Source organism: Neorhizobium phenanthreniclasticum, from assembly GCF_040066075.1.
In the GTDB taxonomy this organism is placed as follows: Bacteria; Pseudomonadota; Alphaproteobacteria; order Rhizobiales; family Rhizobiaceae; genus Neorhizobium; species Neorhizobium petrolearium.
On record NZ_JBEAAL010000001.1, the window covers coordinates 696652 to 714790 of the forward strand.

An 18139-nucleotide genomic window follows, 5' to 3' on the forward strand; every position below is an offset into this window, starting at 1 on the left:
ATCTCCCGGCAGCAACGATTGCCGTTTGGTCGGCAGCTGTTGCAGAATAGGCGCAGTTTATGGGCTTTCAAAGGCGACGGAAGGCCGCGGCCGGAGATGTCAATCGTCTTCGTCCGCAAGGCCCGGATTCAGTCGTTCGCGCAGTTCCTTGCCGGTCTTGAAGAAGGGAACCCACTTCTCCTCGACAAAGACGCTTTCGCCGGTGCGCGGGTTGCGACCGGAGCGAGAAGGACGATTCTTGACCGAAAAGGCACCGAAACCGCGCAGTTCGACGCGGTTTCCCGCTGCAAGGGCATCTGTGATCTCGTCGAGCACGGCATTCACGATGTTCTCGACGTCGCGATGGTAGAGATGCGGATTGCGCGCTGCGACGATCTGAACCAATTCAGACTTGATCACGGTTGCCCCCTGAAAAGGCTAGATTTTCAACCGTGCCAACCTGCCAAACCGAGACCAGACCGTCAAGGAACAACTTGTCGGCACCGAGCGCGCGAAGCGTCTCCGGCGTCACCACCTGAGCAAGGCCGGTCTGCTTCACAAACTCCGCAAGCGCCCCCGCCAACCAGAAGGACGAGGCGGAGCTGCGCTCCTTCCAGTCCACGACCGGCAGGTTCTTCGCGACGCCGCGCGTTTCCAGATAGGCGCGGATATCGTCCTCGCCGCCGAGCTTGTCGACGAGCTTGACATTGAGCGCCTGGCGACCGGTGAAGATCGTGCCGTCGGCGAGCTTCAGCACGTCCTCGCGCGGCAGTTTGCGGCGGTCGGCGACGAGATCGACGAACCAGCCGTAACTGTCCATCACCATGCTGCGGATCATGGCCTTGGCTTCCTCGCTCGCCGGATGGAAGGGCGAGGGCTCGGCCTTCAGCGGCGCCGACTTGATCTCCTCCAGCGAGACGCCAACCTTCTTCATGACCTCGCCAAGCTGCGGATACTGGAAGATCACCCCGATCGAGCCCGTGATCGAGCTCTCGCCCGCAACGATCTGATCGCCCGCGGTGGCGATCATGTAACCGGCGGACGCCGCGAGCGTACGGATGTCGGAGACGACGGGCTTCTTTTCCGCAATGTGGCGAATCGCCTTGAAGATGCGTTCTCCCCCATAGGTCGTTCCGCCCGGCGAGGAGATCGAGACGATGAGCGCCTTGGCCTGATTGCTGTCGGCAATCCGATCGAGCCGCTCCAGGAGTTCCTTGTTATCGGCGATCAAACCGGAAATCTCGACACGCGCGACATGCGGTACGGCCGCACCGGCACGATCGCCGAGCGCAACCCGGTAGAGTGCAAATCCGATACCGACCAGCATGATCAGAGCGACGACGCGCCAGAAGCTCAGCTTGCGGCGCAGAGAACGCCGATCGGCAATTGCCATTCGATCCATAAAAACACCCTCAAATCTGCCCAGCAGCAGCTAAATAGGCTCTGTAGCGCGTTTTACACGAGGGCACATCACGTTTTTATGTTGTCCGTTATTGTTTGTTGATGAATAAAAACCATATTGGCGGACAGAGTAGGCCTGTGCGTGCCGGCCCCGGCCATGAGATGGCTTCGGGGCAGGCCGCAGAAGGGCAAAAAGGAAAAGATCCAGCATCCATGCTGCAGCATATTCGAAAGACGGCAGGCCTGGTGGCGGCGTTGGAGCCGCACGCGGACGCCTATCAAGAGGCGCTTGCCCATTCCGCGCTTGTGCGGAAGCTGAAAATCCTGCTGCCTGTCGCCGCCGGCTTGATCTCGATTGTCTTTATCGGTGTTTCGATCATCCGCGCCTATCTGCCGGAAGACCTCTCCATCGAAAGCGCCCGCATCGAAAACGGCAAGATCGTCATGGAACGTCCGGCGATTTCCGGCCGCAACAACGAAGGCATCAGCTACTCGATGATCGCCAACCGTGCGTTGCAGGACATCCAGAACCCGAACATGATCACGCTCGAAGACGTGAAAGCGGCCGTGCCGATCAATGACGACGTGATCGCGCGGGTAACGGCAACCGGCGCCAACTTCGACCGCGGCACCGACATGCTCGATCTCACTGCTCCGTTCGACGTGAACCTCAGCAACGGCATCACGGCCCGGTTCAAATCCGCCCATCTTGACGTCAATGCCGGTTTCATGGACACACGCGATCCCGTCGATATATCGATGAAAGAAGGGTCGATTGTTGCAGACTCCTTAAAGATAACGGATAAGGGGCGCATTATCACTTTCATAGGCCAGGTTCGCGTCCATCTCGACCCTGCCACCATCCGCAACCAAGGCAAATAGAGCCCGGCCGCCATGACCTATCGCCGCCTTTTTACACGGAATTCCGCAGTTCTGGTTGCGGCGGGGCTATTATCCTGCCTTGCCGCCACCGCTCAGGCCCAATCGACCACCAGCCAGATGGAAAGCCTCAAGCTTTCCAATGATCAGCCGATCCAGATCCAGAGCGACCAACTCGAGATCAAGGAGCAGGAAAAGAAGGCTTTCTTCACCGGCAATGTGCAGGTCGTGCAGGGCTCGACCACGGTGAAGGCCGGCAAGATGACGGTGCTCTATACCGGCGAGGGCGCATCCGTGACCTCGGGTAACGCCAATATTGACAAGATATTCCTCGATGAAACGGTTTTCCTGAGCTCCGGTACGCAGCAGGCCACCGCCGAGAAAGGCGAGTTCGACATGGCCACGCAGACCTTCGTGCTTTCGGGCAAGCAGGTCGTGCTCTCCGAAGGCCCCAATGTCTTCAAGGGCTGCAAGCTGACCGTGCTGATGGAAACCGGCCAAGCCAAGCTCGACGCCTGCGGCGGGCGCGTCGAAATCCTGCTCGATCCGAAATCGCGGCAGCAGCAGCAACCGAAACAATAATAGACATCGCACGTGAAAATACCGCTGCTCTCCAGTCTGTCGGCAAGGAAGCCGTCCGCGCCCGAACCCTTCGTTGTACGCGACAAAGCGCGCTATGAGGGCACGCTGGTCGCGCACGGCCTTTCCAAGAGCTATGACGCGCGCCGCGTCGTCAACGGCGTGTCGCTGGTGGTGCGCCGCGGCGAGGCCGTCGGGCTGCTCGGACCGAACGGCGCCGGCAAGACGACCTGTTTCTACATGATCACCGGCCTCGTGCCAGTGGATGAGGGCATGATCGCCATTAACGGCAACGAGGTCACCCGCATGCCGATGTACCGGCGCGCCCGCCTCGGTGTTGGCTATCTGCCGCAGGAAGCCTCGATCTTCCGCGGCCTGACGGTGGAAGAGAACATCCGCGCGGTGCTCGAAGTGCATCAGCCGGACAAAGACAAGCGGGAACAAAAGCTCGATGAACTCCTGCAGGAGTTCCATATCAGCCAGCTGCGCAAATCCGCTGCCGTGGCGCTTTCCGGCGGCGAGCGGCGCCGCCTCGAAATCGCCCGCGCATTGGCGACGGATCCCGCCTTCATGCTGCTCGACGAGCCGTTCGCCGGCGTCGATCCGATTTCCGTCTCCGATATCCAGAACCTCGTTCGCCACTTGACGGCGCGCGGGATCGGCGTTCTGATAACCGACCATAACGTCCGCGAGACTTTGGGCCTCATCGACCGCGCCTACATCATCCATGCGGGTGAAGTGCTTACGCATGGCCGGGCGGGCGACATCGTCAATAACCCGGATGTCCGCCGGCTTTACCTTGGCGACAAGTTCAGCCTCTAGTGCGACAAAGAAGTTTGCTTTGCCCGCACCGCGGCGCTTGACCAAATCTCCTAAAAAAGCAATTCTCGTGCCAGATGCAAATTCGGCCATCAAGAGGCTTGGCCGAAGGCGCGTATTGCCGCCTCATGATGGGGTACCGCAAGGGGATTGCAGGGGAGTTTCGCGTCCGCCATGGGTTTATCCACCAGCCTTTTCCTACGCCAAACCCAATCGCTGGTGATGACGCCGCAGCTGATGCAATCGATTCAGCTGCTGCAGATGACGCATTTCGAACTCAACCAGTTCATTGCCCAGGAAGTCGAGAAGAACCCACTGCTCGAAATTGCATCAGAGGATGCCGAAAACGGCGCGGAAACGGGCTTTGAAAGCGGCGGTATCTTTGCCGAACCGGAGCTCGGAAGCGAAGGCGCCGGGGCCCCGGACGAGAGCGAGTGGTATGAGGGGGGCTCTTCCGCCACAGCGGAACAGCTCGGCGAAGGGCTCGATACAGGCTTTGAGAACGTCTTTCCCGACGACGGACCGGAACGGCGCGCCGACGCCCCGGAACTCCTCAGCCAGTGGAAATCCATGCCGGGCGGGGATTCCGGCGAAGACTACGATCTAGACGATTTCGTCGCCGGCCAGGTGACGCTACGCGACCATCTCAACCAGCAGATCCCTTTCCTTCTGGGCAGTATGACGGATCGTTTGGTGGCCCAGCATCTGGTCGATCACCTCGATGAGGCGGGTTACCTGCAGGGTGATGTTCAGGAAATCGCCGCTCGGCTCGGCAAGCGCGCCGAAGACGTGGAGGCCATCCTGCACAGGCTGCAGACGCTGGAGCCGCCGGGCGTCTTTGCCCGCTCGCTCAGCGAGTGCCTGTCGATCCAGCTCCGGCAGAAGGATCGGCTTGACCCGGCGATGGACGCGCTCGTGAAGCATCTCGACCTGCTCGCCAAGCGCGACTTCGTCTCGCTCCGGAAGATCTGCGGGGTCGATGACGAAGATCTGCTCGATATGCTAGCGGAAATCCGCGGGCTCAACCCGAAACCCGGCGCCGGTTTCGAAAGCGCCGTCTCGGAGACGATTTCGCCGGATATCGTCGTCCGCCCCGCGCCGGACGGAAGCTGGCTGGTCGAGCTCAATCCGGACACACTGCCGCGGGTTCTGGTGAACCAGGCCTATTTCCAGAGCGTTTCAAAGAATTGCCCGAAAAATGGAGAGGATCATAATTTCCTGTCCGAATGCCTGCAGAACGCCAACTGGCTGACGCGCAGCCTCGACCAGCGAGCCAAGACAATCATGAAGGTGGCGGCCGAGATCGTCCGCCAGCAGGACGCCTTCCTGCTGCGCGGCGTCGATCACCTGAGACCGCTCAACCTGAAGACCGTCGCCGAAGCGATCAAGATGCACGAATCGACGGTGAGTCGCGTCACCTCCAACAAATACATGCTGACGCCGCGCGGCCTGTTCGAGCTCAAATATTTCTTCACCGTCTCGATCGGTTCGGCGGAAGAGGGCGGCGACAGCCACTCGGCCGAAGCCGTGCGCCACCGCATCCGCCAGATGATCGCCCAGGAAACGCCGGACGCGGTGCTTTCCGACGACGACATCGTCATCAGCCTGAAGCGCGGCGGCGTCGAACTGGCTCGCCGCACGGTGGCAAAATACCGCGAGGCGATGAACATCCCCTCCTCCGTCCAGCGCCGTCGGGAGAAGCGTGCGCTTGCCAAGGTGGCGGCATTCTGACGAACGGATTTCCACAGACCTAAGTAGTTTTCCCAAGGCCTGCGGCCGTTGACATTCCGGGCCTCGGGGGTTAGAAGCCCGCCGCAACTGCACGGGACATGGCCAAAAAGCATGCCCCGCCGTCCGATAGGCATAGATAGCAGCAATTTGGCTTTGCCGCATTCGAACGGCTTGGATGAGGGGGCGGCTTGGCGTAGACTGAAACACGCAAGTCACGACAAGAAGGAAAAATTCCATGAGTGTGCGTGTATCCGGTAAGCATATGGAAATTGGTGAATCGTTCCGTCAGCGGATCGAGGGCCAGATCGGTGAAGCGGTTGCGAAATACTTCGACGGGGGGTATTCCAGCCAGGTCATTGTGGAAAAATCCGGCTCGCGCTTTTCAGCTGATTGCAAGGTCCATCTCGATACCGGGATCGTCCTGCATGCGGCAGGAGAGGCGAATGATCCCCAGGGGTGCTTCGATGCTGCGGCAGAGCGGATCGAAAAGCGCCTTCGCCGCTACAAGCGGCGCCTGAAGGACCATCACGCGGGCAACCACATGAATGGCTATGCCGAAGTCGCTTACACGGTGATGGATGCCGTACCGGATGAATCGGACGAAGTGCCTGAGGATTTCGCGCCGACCATCGTTGCGGAAAGCTCAAAGCCATTGAAGACGATGACTGTAGCTAGCGCAGTGATGGCGCTCGACATGACTGATGAGCCGGTTCTCCTGTTCCGCAGCCCCGGCAAGGAAGAGTTGAACATTGTTTATCGCCGCAACGACGGCAATATTGGCTGGATCGATTCTACCAATATCAAAAACTGAACAACCTTGGGGAGAGCGTCGGAAACGGCGCTCCCCTTCGCATGGAGCAAAGCCTCTTGCGGCACAAAGGATGACGAGAATGGCATTGGCAGATTTGCTGCAGCAAGATGCGATTATTCCTGCCCTCAAAGTGAATTCCAAAAAGCAGCTCTTGCAGGAACTGGCGGCCAAGGCCTCCAGGCTCACCGGCGTCGCCGAACGGGAAATCTTCGACATTATCCTGCAGCGGGAAAGGCTCGGCTCCACCGGCGTCGGCCATGGCATCGCCATCCCGCATGGCAAGCTCAGCAGCATCTCCTCCATCAAGGGGATTTTCGCGCGGCTCGAAACGCCGGTCGATTTCGAAGCACTTGACGATGAGCCGGTAGACCTCGTTTTCCTGCTGCTTGCGCCGGAAGGCGCCGGAGCTGACCACCTGAAGGCGTTATCGCGGATTGCCCGCGTGCTGCGCGATCAGGATCTGGTGGCGAAGCTGCGCAAGACCGATTCCGCATCGGCAATCTACGCCTTTCTGAACGAGGAACAGGCTAACCACGCCGCATGACGGCACAGATTTTTCGTGGGGACGAAGCGAAACCGCCCGGCTGCTGGAGAAGCGCCGGGCGGTTTTGTTCTGGGGATTTTCAGACCTGCCCGTCGATCACTGATCGAGGTCCGATTTCAGCCGATCCAGCAATCGGACGGCATGCGCGGCGTATTCCCCGATCCAGCGATCACTGATCGCCTTGATCGGCACCGAATTCAGATAGTTCCAGCGTTCACGCCCTTCCCGCTTCACAATCACCAGATCCGCGTCCTCCAGAACCCTCAGATGCTGCATGACCGTGCAGCGATCCATATCAAAGAAGGTTTCGCAGAGTGCGCCCGTCGTTTGCGGCTTGTCCTTCAACTGATCCAGGATTTGCCGCCGCCGGGGATGGGCGAGCGCCTTGAAAACGGCATCGATCTGCGATTCGCTTGACATGTTATATTTTTATAACATATTTTGGATACCGGCAAGAAATCGCGGGGAAGAGCTGCGACATTTCCAAAAGGGAGGAGAATTTGTCATGACCGGACACATCTACGGCGGCATCGACATCGCCATGAAAGTCCCGCCGCATCAGTATCAGGAGACGCTCGCTTTCTACCGAGACGTCGTCAGGCTCAAGGAGATTACCGACAAGGCGCCGGCCATAGGCTTCGAACTCGGTCCAAACAAATTATGGATCGACGAGGCGCCGATGCTGAGCCAGGCAGAGATCTGGCTGGAGCTTTTCACCGACGATTTCGGTGCCGCAGCGGCTCACCTGGAGAAATCGGGTGTCGTTCGTTGCGATGCGATCGAGCCCCTGCCGGGCGGCTTCAAGGGCGGCTGGGTGACGAATCCTGCCAACATCGTGCACATGGTGCGAGAACCCGCCGCCTGGTGAGACGACAGAAGACCGCACCATGGCAAAAGCGGGCGAGACCGCCCGCCTCCAGAATTGTCAGGCTTTGTTCTCGCCAGCCGGCTCGGCCGCCGAGGCTTCCGGTTTGGGGCCGCCTTTTGCAACGCCGACCATGGCCGGACGCAGGACGCGTTCGCCGATCGTAAAGCCTGCCTGCACCACCTGCACGACCGTGTTGTTCGGTACGGTGGTGTCCGGTATTTCGAACATGGCCTGATGGAAGTGCGGATCGAACTTCTGGCCTTCCGCCTCGATCCTCTTCACGCCATGGCGTTCCAGCGCCGACAACATGGAGCGCTCGGTCATTTCAACGCCTTCCAGAAGCGTCGTCAGCGTGGCATCGGCCCCAGCGCGCATTTCGGTCGGCACGGCATCCAGCGCACGGCGGAGGTTATCCGAAACGGCTAGCATATCGCGGGCGAAGCCCGCGACCGAATAGGACTTGGCGTCCTTCACGTCGCGCTCGGTGCGGCGGCGCAGGTTATCCATCTCGGCGGCAAGCCGCAGGAAGCGGTCACGCAGTTCGGCATTCTCCGCCTTCAGCACGCCCAGGGGATCGGTCGTCTGGCCTGCATCCGGGGCCGGCGCTTCGGCGGCGTTCTGATTGGCCGCGTCCTCAAGAGCAGACGCCACGGCTTCCGTCGTATTTTCGGCGGCAGTTGTGTCAGGTCCGTTCTTCTTGGTTTCGTCGGTCATGACGGTCTCCAGTTATTCTTTGCTTAGATTTCCGGGCTTCGATTTGTGCCCGATATCGAGGTTTAAGATGGAAAAATCAAGGCTTGGCGGAAACTCGGACGCCGGAAGCTTGCCTCTTCAGCGCGACAGCCTTGCGAGAAGCTGGGCGGTGTAGTCCACCATCGGCACAATACGAGAGTAATTGAGCCGCGTCGGACCAATGACGCCGACAGCGCCTATGATATGATCCTCGCCGTCGCGATAGGGCGCCACAATGAGCGAGGAACCGGAAAGCGAAAAGAGCTTGTTCTCCGAGCCGATGAAGATACGCACACCCGGCCCTCTCTCGGCGAGTTCAAGAATTTCGATCAGACTGTCCTTCTTTTCGAGATCGTCGAAAAGAAGGCGCAAACGATCCAGATCGGCTGAATCGTCGAGGCCCTGAAGAAGGTTGGCGCGGCCGCGAACAATAAGCTGGCTCGGCTTGCCCTCCTCATTGTCCCCCGACCAGACGGCCAGCCCTCGCTCGACGAGCTCCTGCGAGAGAGTATAAAGCTCTCCCTGCACCTGGTCTTTCAGCCTCGTAAGCTCGTTGCGCAGCTCCGGCAGCGTCTGACCGGTCAGATGCGCATTCAGGAAATTCGCCGCTTCCGTGAGCTGTGACGAAGTCACGCCGGCGGGCAGCTCGATGATGCGGTTCTCCACCTGATTGTGATCGCCGACCAGCACGGCAAGCGCCTTGGTGGGCTCCAGCCGGATGAATTCCACATGCTTGAGGACAGGGTCGCTCTTCGTGGTGATGACGAGACCGGCGCCGCGCGACATGCCGGACAGCATGAGGCTTGCTTCCGCCATCAGGCTCTCCATCGGCTGGTCGCGGTCACCCGGCCGGATCTGCCGTTCGATCGTGGCGCGTTCCTCATCAGAAAGATTGCCGACCTGCATGAAGGCATCGACGAAGAACCGAAGGCCCGATTGGGTCGGCAGCCGGCCGGCGCTGACATGCGGCGAATAGATCAGGCCGAGTTCTTCGAGGTCGCTCATCACGTTGCGCACGGATGCCGGCGACAGCGACATCGGCAGGAGCCGCGACAGATTGCGGGAACCAAGCGGCTCACCGGTTTCGAGATAGCTTTCGACAACGCGACGGAAGATTTCCCGCGAGCGATCGTCGAGCACAGAGCCGCTGTCCCTACCCGTCGGTCTCGAAAACCCCATTTATTCCTTCACCGTGCCGTTGATCTGCTATGAAAATATAGTCATTCCTCCGGCTATCGCAAAAGGGAAAATCGGATGACCCATTTCCCTCGCATGACAGACGACAAACGCCCTTTTCCTGCAGGATCGCCGCCCGAATATCAAGATTCGCAATTCCAGACGGAAAACCGCTTCGCACTTTTCCTGGAATTGGCTGGAATTTTCAGATTTCGCAATTCCGGACGGAAAACCGCTTCGCACTTTTCCTGGAATTGCTTTAGAAGGCTGAAACCGAAATCCAGGGAGTGGCGAATGCGGCCTTCAGGCAGACAGATAAACCAGATGCGCAAGGTTTCGTTCGAGCGCAATTTCTCCAAGCATGCGGAAGGCTCCTGCCTCGTCAAATTTGGCGACACACATGTGCTCTGCACTGCGAGCCTTGAAGAAAAGACGCCGCCATGGCTGCGCAATTCCGGCAAGGGCTGGGTGACCGCCGAATACGGCATGCTGCCGCGCGCCACGGGCGAGCGCATGAAGCGCGAGGCCGCCGCCGGCAAACAGGGCGGGCGCACCCAGGAAATCCAGCGTCTCATCGGCCGGTCGCTCCGCGCCGTCATCAACCTCGAGGCGCTCGGCGAGAAGCAGGTCACGATCGACTGCGACGTCATCCAGGCGGACGGCGGCACGCGCACCGCCTCGATCACCGGCGGCTGGGTGGCGCTTTACGACTGCCTCAAATGGATGGAAACCCGTTCGATGATCAAGGTCGACAAGGTGCTGAAGGACCATGTCGCGGCGATCTCCTGCGGCATCTTTGCCAGCCAGCCCGTGATCGATCTCGATTATCTCGAAGATTCCGCAGCCGAAACCGACGCCAATTTCGTCATGACCGGCGCAGGCGGCATCGTCGAAGTCCAGGGGACGGCTGAAGGCGCTCCTTTCAGCCAGGAAGAATTCCTGCAACTTCTGGCCCTCGCCCAGGCGGGCACGCAGGAACTGGTGGCGCTGCAGAAGCAGGCGATCGCTTGACCGGAAGGAGAGCGCGGTGATCGAAGGAATTCTCGAAACTGCGCTCTATGCCGACGATCTCGATGCCGCAGAAGCCTTCTATGGCGGCGTGCTCGGCCTTGAGAAGATCTTGCGCGCCGGAAACCGGCATGTCTTCTTCCGCTGCGGACCGGGCATTCTGCTGATCTTCAATCCGAAGGAAACGGTGAAGCCACCAACAGCGGACGCCTTGCCTGTTCCGCCGCATGGCACCATCGGCCCCGGGCATGTCTGCTTCCGGGTAAGCGGCGAGGCCATAGACAGGATCAAGGAAACGCTGAACCGGGCAGGTATTGCCATCGAAAGCGATTTCCGCTGGCCGAACGGCGCCCGCTCGATCTATTTTCGCGACCCGGCCGGCAACAGCCTGGAATGCGCGGAGCTAAGGCTCTGGGATATCAAATAGGAATTTGCATGCGCAAGCTCGATACAAAAACCATCATCGTCGCCAGCCACAATGCCGGAAAAATCCGCGAGATCGCCGAACTGATCGGCCCGCTCGGCTTTTCGGCGAAATCCGCCGCCGAACTCAAATTCGAGGAGCCGGAGGAAACCGGCACGACCTTTGAGGAGAATGCCGCGATCAAGGCGCTCGCTTCGGCCCGGGCCTCCGGCCTGCCGTCCCTCTCGGACGATTCCGGCCTGGTGATCGACGCGCTGGACGGCGCGCCTGGCGTCTATACCGCCAATTGGGCGGAACGCGAGGATGGCAGCCGTGATTTCCAGATGGCGATGGAAAAGGTCGAGAAGGCGCTTGCTGACAAGGGCGCGATCAAACCGGAAGAACGCAGCTGTCGCTTCGTCAGCGTTCTCTGCCTCGCCTGGCCGGACGGCCACACGGAAATGTTCAGGGGCGAGGTGGAAGGCACCGTGGTGTGGCCGCCGCGCGGCACCCAGGGTTTTGGTTACGACCCCGTCTTCCAACCGCAGGGCTATGATATTACCTTCGGTGAAATGAGCAGTGATCAGAAACATGGTTGGAGGCCGGGCGATGCGGAAGCCCTCTCCCACCGTGCCCGCGCCTTCAAGCGCTTCGTCGAAACCTGCCTGGAGGCATGAGGGTGGAGAACTTTCCTCCCCTCGCGTCCGGTTTTCTGCCCGATGCACTTCTGCCCGATACCGGCGAGCCGGGATTCGGGGTCTATGTGCATTGGCCGTTCTGCGCGGCCAAATGTCCCTATTGTGACTTCAACAGCCATGTCCGCCACCAGCCGGTGGACCAGCCCCGCTTCACCGCCGCCTTCCTGAAGGAGATGGAGGCGATGCGACGCATGAGCGGCCCGAAGACCGTCACCAGCATCTTTCTCGGCGGCGGCACGCCCTCCCTCATGGACCCGACAACCGTTGCGGCGATCCTTGATGGTATCGCCCGGCACTGGCATGTGCCCGATGGCATCGAGATCACCATGGAGGCCAATCCCTCAAGCGTCGAGGCAACCCGTTTTCGTGGCTACAGGCAAGCCGGCGTCAACCGCGTCTCGCTCGGTGTCCAGGCCCTCAATGATGCCGATCTGCGCTTCCTCGGGCGGCTGCATGACGTCGCCGATGCGCTGAAGGCGATCCGCTTGGCGCGCGAGATCTTTCCGCGCATGAGCTTCGACCTGATCTACGCCCGGCCTAACCAGACGGTCGAAGCCTGGGAGACGGAGTTGAACGAGGCCATCTCCTATGCGGTCGACCACCTGTCGCTCTACCAACTCACCATCGAGGAGGGCACGCCCTTCTATGGACTGCAGAAGGCCGGCAAGCTGGTGGTGCCGGACGGAGAACAGTCGGCAATCCTTTATGAGGCGACGCAGGAAATTACCGCCCGGCATGGCCTGCCGGCCTACGAGGTTTCCAATCATGCCCGGCCGGGTGCCGAAAGCCGCCACAACCTCACCTATTGGCGCTATGGAGACTATGCCGGCATTGGCCCAGGCGCGCATGGCCGGCTGACGCGCGGACGCAACAAGATCGCAACGTCGACCGAACGGCGGCCGGAAACCTGGCTCGAACAGGTGGAACGAACGGGCCACGGCATGGTGGAAGAGGAGGTTCTCGGCTTCGAGGAACAGGCCGACGAACTGCTGCTGATGGGGCTTCGACTGCGGGAAGGTGTGGATCTCGCCCGCTGGCAGCAACTTTCCGGCCGCGATCCGGATCCCGTGCGCGAAGAGCGGCTGCTCGAGCACGGCTTCATCGAGCGTCTTGGCAATTCGCGCCTGCGCTGCACGTCATCGGGCATGCTGATCCTGGATGCCGTGGTGGCCGATCTTGCGTGCTGATCAGCCCTTTACCGCAGTGACATGCAGCCAGTCGGTCGGCCTGTCGTCGTAGGCGCCGCCATGCGTCTCGTCGATATCGATCGATGTCCAGTGCCGGGTTTCATAGACCGCGTTCAGCCACTCCCGCGAGGGATAATTGTAGTAGCGGCCGAGATCGTCGAAACCTTCCGCCGCGCCGGCCTTGAAGCTTGCATAGAAAATGCCGCCTGATCTGAGAGCCAAGTGAATGCTGGCCAGAATACCGCCAAGGTCAGACCGCGGGACGTGCAGCAGGCAGGCATTGGCCCAGACGCCATCAAAGGCATCGACGGCGTCGATATCCTCAAACCGCAGCACGCGCACCGGCACGCCCAGACGCTTTTCGGCTTCACCCGCCATTTCCGGCGTGCCGTCGGTCGGCGTCACGCGAAAACCACGCTCGATCATCGAGGCGCTGTCGCGGCCATTGCCGCAACCGAGCTCGAGGATTTCCGCACCGGGTTTCAGTTTCAGGAGGAAGTGATCGAGCCGGACCAGGCTCGATGCGGAAGTCCTTGCCGCATAGATCGCTGCATTTTCGGCATAGAAGCGGAATGTCGGATCATCTTCCATGCCTTCCATTTCCTACCGCGACGAGAACGAAAGCTTAGGCCTAGGCGTAAGGCACGCCACGGCCCAGATCGCTGCAACAGACAGGGGGAACATCGCCTTAAGCGTTGTTCTCGTTGATCAGCCGCTTCAAAAGTTCGACTTCATGGCTGAGCTTGGTATCACCGGAAATCAGTTCCTCGATCTTGCGGACCGCGTGGAGCACGGTCGTATGATCGCGCCCGCCGAACCGGCGCCCGATTTCCGGGAAAGAACGCGGCGTCATGGTCTTTGAGAGGTACATGGCAACCTGCCGCGGCTTGACGATGACGCGCGTACGGCGGTTCGAGACCAGTTCCTGACGTGAAACATTATAGTGACGCGCCACAATGCGCTGGATGTCCTCGATACGGACACGCCTGGCCTCGCCGGCACCGACCAGATGGGCGAGCAGTTCGTCGACGCGCTCAATCGATAGCGACGGTTCGAAGGAGCGGCGGAACAGGAGCTGGTTGAACGCGCCCTCCAGCTCGCGGCCGCTGGCCGTCACGTTCCGCGCCACGTGGCTGAGGATTTCCGCGGGAATATCGAGCGAAGGATCGTCCTGCCGGGCGGTCGCGAGACGGCCCTTCAGCATTTCGAGGCGCATCTCGTAATCCGGAGCCTCGACCTCGATCGCCACACCGCCCTGCAGGCGCGAACGGACGCGCGGATCGAGCGATTCCAGTTCCCAGGGCGCACGGTCTGCAGCAACCACCACCTGCTTTGCGCTGTCGAGCAGCATGTTCAGCAGATGGCAGAACTCGTTCTGGATCATCTTGCCCTGCAGAAACTGCATATCGTCGATGATCAGGAGGTCGATATTGCGCAGCGAATCCTTGAGCGTCAGCGCATCGTTATCGCGGATCGCGGTCGCAAATCGCCACATGAAATATTCCGCCGTCAGATAGACGACCCGCGGCATGCGCTCACTGCCGACGGCGGCATTCGCAATCGCCTGCAGGAGATGCGTCTTGCCGAGGCCCACGCCGGAATGAATGAAGAGCGGATTGAAGCGCACGGCGCCTGCACCGGCTTCGGCGATCGTCTTGGCAGCGGCAAGCGCTACCCGGTTCGACGGGCCTTCCACAAAGGTTTCGAACGTGAAGCGGCTGTCGAGCGGCGAACCGAACAACGGGCCGGGCGTCTGAGTCGCACGGGCGGCTGCAGCAGTCGGCGCGGGAAAAGAGGCAATCTTGCCGATTTCGCGCGGCATCTGCGGGCGCTGGTGTGATTGAGCCGGCACCGGTTCAGGGGAAAGAGCACGCTCTTCGCATGCAGCCGGGAGGCGAGGATGGCGGCTTGCGCTGCGCACCAGGATTTCCACCTTCAGAATCTCCGAGTCTTCCGCCTGGAAGATCGACGTAATGAGATCAAGGTAGCGGTTATTGATCCAGGATTTGAGGAAAGTCGTCGGCACCGTGAGGCGAACCAAACTCTTTGAGACCGAATGCAGCTTCAAACGCCCGAACCAGCTTGCATAAACATCCTGACCGACTTGCGCTTTCAAACGTGTGCTGAATCGCTCAAAAAGAGCATCATGCTTCATTTCCGATGTTTCTCCTGCCGCCTGGGAGCAACCTGAATCAAGTGCCTGCCGTGCGCGGTCTCCATTACCTGCACGGGCCGATACGATGTTCATCTGCATTATTCGCCGCCTTCCAAATCTTGCCGCCCGGCGATTCTCGTTTACCCGCCAGGACAAATCTCGTTTCAAGGCGTCGCAGACCATCCCCACTCATTGAGAATCGCCGCCGCCCGTCCCCTTTTCCAGCTCCTTCTTCCGCCTTGCGGCTGAATGAAGGCCTCACCTAGCCCACCTCGTACACGGGCTTGAACTCGTGGAAGCCACCCCACGTAACCGAACACCTCATCTTCCGCATGAGTTGTCCGAAACCTCTCGCACCTCCGTTATCCGGCTCCCGCCGGATCCGCGTTGACAAAAATCGACCGTTTCCGGAAAACGCCAATTTTCCGGCGCACAATCGATGGTTACCTGAAGAACGGGAAGAGCTCTCCCGTAGCAAGGGGCAGAAAGCCTGTCCGCCGCCTTTAACAGACGGTCCCGGCAGCCCTCTTAACTAATCCCCGCGGCCCTTGCTGGAGGCCATTTAGGCAGGATCAAATGCCAAGATCAATGATGAATTTTACGCAAAATTAAGAGGCGGGCGTTGACTCGGCGGGCGTGATTTGAATGTCACAGACGCAGTCATGGAGAATCGCAGTTGAATCAATGGGATTCAAAAATGACATACATTCCGATTGATTGTTCACAGAAAAAATAAAAATCTTCTTGACTCGGTCACCGGGCATTTTGGCGCGTGGAAAGTCTCCCATCGACTCGCGCACCTCCCATAAGTATTTGATTTAAAACGATATTTTATGTCACGCCCTTGACACGAAATTGTTAATGAGCCGGATAATTATAAGGATGACTGAGAGAATCACAAAAAGCCCGGTCAACCGACCAGGCTTCATTGCAATACAATTTTAACAAATGTCGTTAAGCGGAAAGCGCCTTCACACGGGCCGCAAGACGGGACACCTTGCGGGATGCCGTGTTGCTGTGAAGCACGCCCTTGGATGCGGCGCGCTGGATTTCCGGCTGGGCAACCTTGAGTGCTTCGGCAGCAACGGCGATATCACCCGATGCGATGGCTTCCTCGACCTTGCGGATGAAGCCGCGGACGCGCGAACGGCGAGCCTTGTTGACTGCGGTACGGCGAGCGATCTTGCGGGTCGCCTTTTTCGCCGAAGTTGTATTGGCCATTTCATGCCTCTCTACGAATTCGAACCAAACTCCACCGTTGCCGCCGGTCCTGCGACCCTTTATCCAGCAATTCGGGAGCAATAGAGGAAGCCGTGATCAGGCTTTCTCAACTGTGGGCGGGCATATAACCGGAATACCCGCCCCCGTCAACGCAGATTCTGGTGACGCGCATATTGATCGATGGCGATCCCGTTTCATCGGTTCGAAAATTGCGGTTTACGCTTTTCCATGAAAGCCGCCATGCCTTCCTTCTGGTCGGCAGTGGCAAACAGCGAATGGAAGAGCCGCCGCTCGAAACGCAGGCCTTCGCCGAGCGTCGTTTCAAAAGAGCGGTTGACCGCCTCCTTGGCCATCAGCACCGCTGCGCGGGGGAACGACGCGATCTTTGCAGCCGTCTCGACAGCCTCGTCGATCAGCCGCTCGGGCGGTACGATGCGGGCCACCAGCCCTACCCTTTCGGCCTCCGCCACATCCATCACGCGGCCGGTCAATACGAGGTCCATCGCCTTGGCCTTTCCTACAGCCCTCGTGAGGCGCTGCGAGCCGCCCATGCCCGGGATGACGCCGAGCGTGATCTCCGGCTGGCCGAACTTCGCCGTCTCCGACGCGATGATGAAATCGCACATCATGGCAAGCTCGCAGCCGCCGCCAAGCGCGAAGCCCGAGACTGCTGCGATCATCGGCTTGCGGGTCGCGGCCACGGCCTCCCAGCCGGAGATGAAGTCACCGATATAGGCGTCGACGAAATCGATCCCCTGCATCTCCTTGATGTCGGCGCCGGCAGCAAAGGCCTTTTCGGAACCGGTCAGCACGATCGCGCCGATGCCTTCTTCCTTGCCGAAGGCGGCCAGCGCGTCAGCAAGCTCGGACATCACAGTCGAGTTCAGGGCGTTCAGCGCCTTCGGCCGGTTGAGCGTGACGAGCGCCACCGGTCCGCGGGTTTCGGTCAGCAGGGTTTCATAGCTCATCCGGCGTCTCCTCTCCTATTTCTGGCAGACGGGACAATAAAAGGTGGAGCGGCCCGCCTGAGTGATGCGGGCGACCGTACCGCCGCAACCCGGCGTGCAGCAAGCCCAGCCTTCACGGTCGTAGACGGAGAAGGAATGCTGGAAATAGCCGAGCGAGCCGTCGGTCTGGATATGATCCTTCAGCGACGAGCCGCCAGCGGCGATCGCATCGGCAATAACATTGCGGATCGCCCCGGTCAGCAGCCCAAGCTCCTTCTTCGGCCTGCCGGTCTTCGTGACGATGCTGCCGGCCGCCCGCTTCGGCGACAGATGCGCGCGCCACAGCGCCTCGCATACATAGATATTGCCGAGACCGGCGATCACCGTCTGATCGAGAAGAGCACCCTTGAGCGGCTGGCTTTTCCCCGAGAAACGTGCCGCCAGGTAATCGGCGTCGAGCGCGTTGCCGGTGGGCTCCGGCCCGAGTTCGGCGAAAGCGGGATAGAGATCGAGCTCGCTGCGCTTCCAGAGCTGCATGAAACCGAACCGGCGCGGGTCGTTATATATGACCTTCAGAGGCCCCTTCCCGTTCCGAAGGTGGAAAACGACATGATCGTGCTTCTGGTCCTTGGAGCGCGGATGATGGAATTCCCCGAGCGTCTCGTCCTCGATCCGGAAGGAACCGGACATACCGAGATGGCTGATGACAGTGAGATCATCCTCAAGGTCGATCAGCAGGTATTTGGCGCGGCGGCCGAGTGAGACAATACGCCGCTCCCGGACCGTCTCGGCGAAATTCTCGGGCAGCGGAAAACGCAGGTCGGGACGATTCAGCTCGAGCCTTGCGATAACGGCACCTTCCATTGCCGGGGCGAGGCCGCGCCGGACGGTTTCAACCTCTGGCAATTCGGGCATCTGTACCTAACTTCCTGTTCCAACCATGAAGATCCTGCTCTATAGAGCGGACCGGATGCCGCATCATCTATAATGGGGAACCACTG

21 protein-coding genes are annotated in these 18139 nt (G+C 60.0%); 11 read left to right on the forward strand and 10 right to left on the reverse strand.

The genetic code is table 11. From position 1 onward, the window contains the following. Positions 1–99 precede the first annotated feature (99 nt). Positions 100–399 carry an integration host factor subunit beta gene (locus ABK249_RS03425; protein ID WP_037159231.1) on the reverse strand — a complete coding sequence of 100 codons (300 nt, stop codon included), beginning with the start codon at positions 397–399 and terminating at the stop codon, positions 100–102. Next, positions 386–1381, reverse strand: coding sequence for a signal peptide peptidase SppA (gene sppA, locus ABK249_RS03430; RefSeq protein ID WP_348862226.1), 996 nt, complete (start codon positions 1379–1381; stop codon positions 386–388). Before sppA ends, ABK249_RS03425 begins: the two co-directional genes overlap by 14 nt. Before the next feature lie 212 nt (positions 1382–1593). Between sppA and lptC the strand changes: the two genes are divergently transcribed. The 6 genes from lptC to ptsN all read left to right on the forward strand — a co-directional run bounded on the left by lptC (position 1594) and on the right by ptsN (position 6743). Beyond that, the gene (gene lptC / locus ABK249_RS03435; protein WP_052183177.1) at positions 1594–2262 is read left to right on the forward strand and encodes an LPS export ABC transporter periplasmic protein LptC; all 669 of its coding nucleotides are present in this window, start codon (positions 1594–1596) and stop codon (positions 2260–2262) included. Between the two features lie 12 nt (positions 2263–2274). Then, positions 2275–2841 carry an LptA/OstA family protein gene (locus ABK249_RS03440; RefSeq protein WP_037159233.1) on the forward strand — a complete coding sequence of 189 codons (567 nt, stop codon included), beginning with the start codon at positions 2275–2277 and terminating at the stop codon, positions 2839–2841. Between the two features lie 36 nt (positions 2842–2877). Further along, positions 2878–3660 (forward strand): LPS export ABC transporter ATP-binding protein, encoded by a 783-nt coding sequence (gene lptB / locus ABK249_RS03445; protein ID WP_081953047.1) that lies wholly within the window; start codon positions 2878–2880, stop codon positions 3658–3660. A gap of 171 nt (positions 3661–3831) precedes the next feature. Continuing rightward, positions 3832–5388 (forward strand): RNA polymerase factor sigma-54, encoded by a 1557-nt coding sequence (rpoN, locus tag ABK249_RS03450; protein ID WP_348862227.1) that lies wholly within the window; start codon positions 3832–3834, stop codon positions 5386–5388. A 235-nt stretch (positions 5389–5623) separates the two neighbouring features. Beyond that, positions 5624–6199 carry a ribosome hibernation-promoting factor, HPF/YfiA family gene (gene hpf, locus ABK249_RS03455; RefSeq protein WP_227701737.1) on the forward strand — a complete coding sequence of 192 codons (576 nt, stop codon included), beginning with the start codon at positions 5624–5626 and terminating at the stop codon, positions 6197–6199. 79 nt (positions 6200–6278) lie between these two features. Further along, on the forward strand, positions 6279–6743 hold the full coding sequence (gene ptsN, locus ABK249_RS03460; protein WP_037159243.1) for a PTS IIA-like nitrogen regulatory protein PtsN: 465 nt from the start codon (positions 6279–6281) through the stop codon (positions 6741–6743). Between the two features lie 96 nt (positions 6744–6839). Here ptsN and ABK249_RS03465 read toward each other — a convergent pair whose 3' ends face one another. Continuing rightward, positions 6840–7163 carry an ArsR/SmtB family transcription factor gene (locus tag ABK249_RS03465; protein WP_037159246.1) on the reverse strand — a complete coding sequence of 108 codons (324 nt, stop codon included), beginning with the start codon at positions 7161–7163 and terminating at the stop codon, positions 6840–6842. Positions 7164–7248: 85 nt separating this feature from the next. Between ABK249_RS03465 and ABK249_RS03470 the strand changes: the two genes are divergently transcribed. Beyond that, complete coding sequence (locus ABK249_RS03470; protein WP_037159248.1) at positions 7249–7611, forward strand: VOC family protein; 363 nt, start codon at positions 7249–7251, stop codon at positions 7609–7611. 57 nt (positions 7612–7668) lie between these two features. On the opposite strand, the gene grpE is transcribed toward ABK249_RS03470, so the two are convergent. Next, on the reverse strand, positions 7669–8325 hold the full coding sequence (grpE, locus tag ABK249_RS03475) for a nucleotide exchange factor GrpE (RefSeq protein WP_037159251.1): 657 nt from the start codon (positions 8323–8325) through the stop codon (positions 7669–7671). A 117-nt stretch (positions 8326–8442) separates the two neighbouring features. Further along, positions 8443–9522: a heat-inducible transcriptional repressor HrcA gene (gene hrcA / locus ABK249_RS03480; RefSeq protein ID WP_037159254.1), complete on the reverse strand. Its 1080-nt coding sequence runs from the start codon at positions 9520–9522 to the stop codon at positions 8443–8445. Between the two features lie 291 nt (positions 9523–9813). On the opposite strand from hrcA, the gene rph reads away from it, so the two are divergent. From rph to hemW, 4 genes are read left to right on the forward strand one after another with little or no spacing between them, the layout of a single operon-like run. After that, on the forward strand, positions 9814–10530 hold the full coding sequence (gene rph, locus ABK249_RS03485; RefSeq protein WP_348862228.1) for a ribonuclease PH: 717 nt from the start codon (positions 9814–9816) through the stop codon (positions 10528–10530). A 16-nt stretch (positions 10531–10546) separates the two neighbouring features. Next, entirely contained in the window at positions 10547–10954 is a 408-nt protein-coding gene (locus tag ABK249_RS03490; protein ID WP_348862229.1) for a VOC family protein, read from the forward strand. Positions 10955–10962: 8 nt separating this feature from the next. Next, positions 10963–11607: an RdgB/HAM1 family non-canonical purine NTP pyrophosphatase gene (gene rdgB / locus ABK249_RS03495; protein WP_348862230.1), complete on the forward strand. Its 645-nt coding sequence runs from the start codon at positions 10963–10965 to the stop codon at positions 11605–11607. Between the two features lie 2 nt (positions 11608–11609). Then, the gene (hemW, locus tag ABK249_RS03500; protein WP_348862231.1) at positions 11610–12815 is read left to right on the forward strand and encodes a radical SAM family heme chaperone HemW; all 1206 of its coding nucleotides are present in this window, start codon (positions 11610–11612) and stop codon (positions 12813–12815) included. Here the strand turns inward: hemW and ABK249_RS03505 are convergent, their stop codons facing one another. The 5 genes from ABK249_RS03505 to mutM all read right to left on the reverse strand — a co-directional run bounded on the left by ABK249_RS03505 (position 12816) and on the right by mutM (position 18053). Further along, on the reverse strand, positions 12816–13415 hold the full coding sequence (locus ABK249_RS03505; protein ID WP_348862232.1) for a class I SAM-dependent methyltransferase: 600 nt from the start codon (positions 13413–13415) through the stop codon (positions 12816–12818). Positions 13416–13503: 88 nt separating this feature from the next. Next, on the reverse strand, positions 13504–15069 hold the full coding sequence (gene dnaA, locus ABK249_RS03510; protein WP_037159266.1) for a chromosomal replication initiator protein DnaA: 1566 nt from the start codon (positions 15067–15069) through the stop codon (positions 13504–13506). Between the two features lie 855 nt (positions 15070–15924). Further along, on the reverse strand, positions 15925–16191 hold the full coding sequence (gene rpsT / locus ABK249_RS03515) for a 30S ribosomal protein S20 (RefSeq protein WP_037159269.1): 267 nt from the start codon (positions 16189–16191) through the stop codon (positions 15925–15927). A 194-nt stretch (positions 16192–16385) separates the two neighbouring features. Continuing rightward, positions 16386–17159 carry an enoyl-CoA hydratase gene (locus ABK249_RS03520; RefSeq protein ID WP_348862233.1) on the reverse strand — a complete coding sequence of 258 codons (774 nt, stop codon included), beginning with the start codon at positions 17157–17159 and terminating at the stop codon, positions 16386–16388. Positions 17160–17174: 15 nt separating this feature from the next. Then, the gene (gene mutM, locus ABK249_RS03525) at positions 17175–18053 is read right to left on the reverse strand and encodes a bifunctional DNA-formamidopyrimidine glycosylase/DNA-(apurinic or apyrimidinic site) lyase (protein ID WP_348862234.1); all 879 of its coding nucleotides are present in this window, start codon (positions 18051–18053) and stop codon (positions 17175–17177) included. Between the last annotated feature and the right edge of the window lie 86 nt (positions 18054–18139).

Bases quoted from the DNA above. Each gene is read 5' to 3' on its own strand.
- sppA (WP_348862226.1), bottom strand. From the start codon at position 1,381: ATGGATCGAATGGCAATTGCCGATCGGCGTTCTCTGCGCCGCAAGCTG.
- lptC (WP_052183177.1), top strand. From the start codon at position 1,594: ATGCTGCAGCATATTCGAAAGACGGCAGGCCTGGTGGCGGCGTTGGAG.
- ABK249_RS03440 (WP_037159233.1), top strand. From the start codon at position 2,275: ATGACCTATCGCCGCCTTTTTACACGGAATTCCGCAGTTCTGGTTGCG.
- rpoN (WP_348862227.1), top strand. From the start codon at position 3,832: ATGGGTTTATCCACCAGCCTTTTCCTACGCCAAACCCAATCGCTGGTG.
- hpf (WP_227701737.1), top strand. From the start codon at position 5,624: ATGAGTGTGCGTGTATCCGGTAAGCATATGGAAATTGGTGAATCGTTC.
- ptsN (WP_037159243.1), top strand. From the start codon at position 6,279: ATGGCATTGGCAGATTTGCTGCAGCAAGATGCGATTATTCCTGCCCTC.
- ABK249_RS03465 (WP_037159246.1), bottom strand. From the start codon at position 7,163: ATGTCAAGCGAATCGCAGATCGATGCCGTTTTCAAGGCGCTCGCCCAT.
- ABK249_RS03470 (WP_037159248.1), top strand. From the start codon at position 7,249: ATGACCGGACACATCTACGGCGGCATCGACATCGCCATGAAAGTCCCG.
- grpE (WP_037159251.1), bottom strand. From the start codon at position 8,325: ATGACCGACGAAACCAAGAAGAACGGACCTGACACAACTGCCGCCGAA.
- hrcA (WP_037159254.1), bottom strand. From the start codon at position 9,522: ATGGGGTTTTCGAGACCGACGGGTAGGGACAGCGGCTCTGTGCTCGAC.
- rph (WP_348862228.1), top strand. From the start codon at position 9,814: ATGCGGCCTTCAGGCAGACAGATAAACCAGATGCGCAAGGTTTCGTTC.
- rdgB (WP_348862230.1), top strand. From the start codon at position 10,963: ATGCGCAAGCTCGATACAAAAACCATCATCGTCGCCAGCCACAATGCC.
- ABK249_RS03505 (WP_348862232.1), bottom strand. From the start codon at position 13,415: ATGGAAGGCATGGAAGATGATCCGACATTCCGCTTCTATGCCGAAAAT.
- dnaA (WP_037159266.1), bottom strand. From the start codon at position 15,069: ATGCAGATGAACATCGTATCGGCCCGTGCAGGTAATGGAGACCGCGCA.
- rpsT (WP_037159269.1), bottom strand. From the start codon at position 16,191: ATGGCCAATACAACTTCGGCGAAAAAGGCGACCCGCAAGATCGCTCGC.
- ABK249_RS03520 (WP_348862233.1), bottom strand. From the start codon at position 17,159: ATGAGCTATGAAACCCTGCTGACCGAAACCCGCGGACCGGTGGCGCTC.
- mutM (WP_348862234.1), bottom strand. From the start codon at position 18,053: ATGCCCGAATTGCCAGAGGTTGAAACCGTCCGGCGCGGCCTCGCCCCG.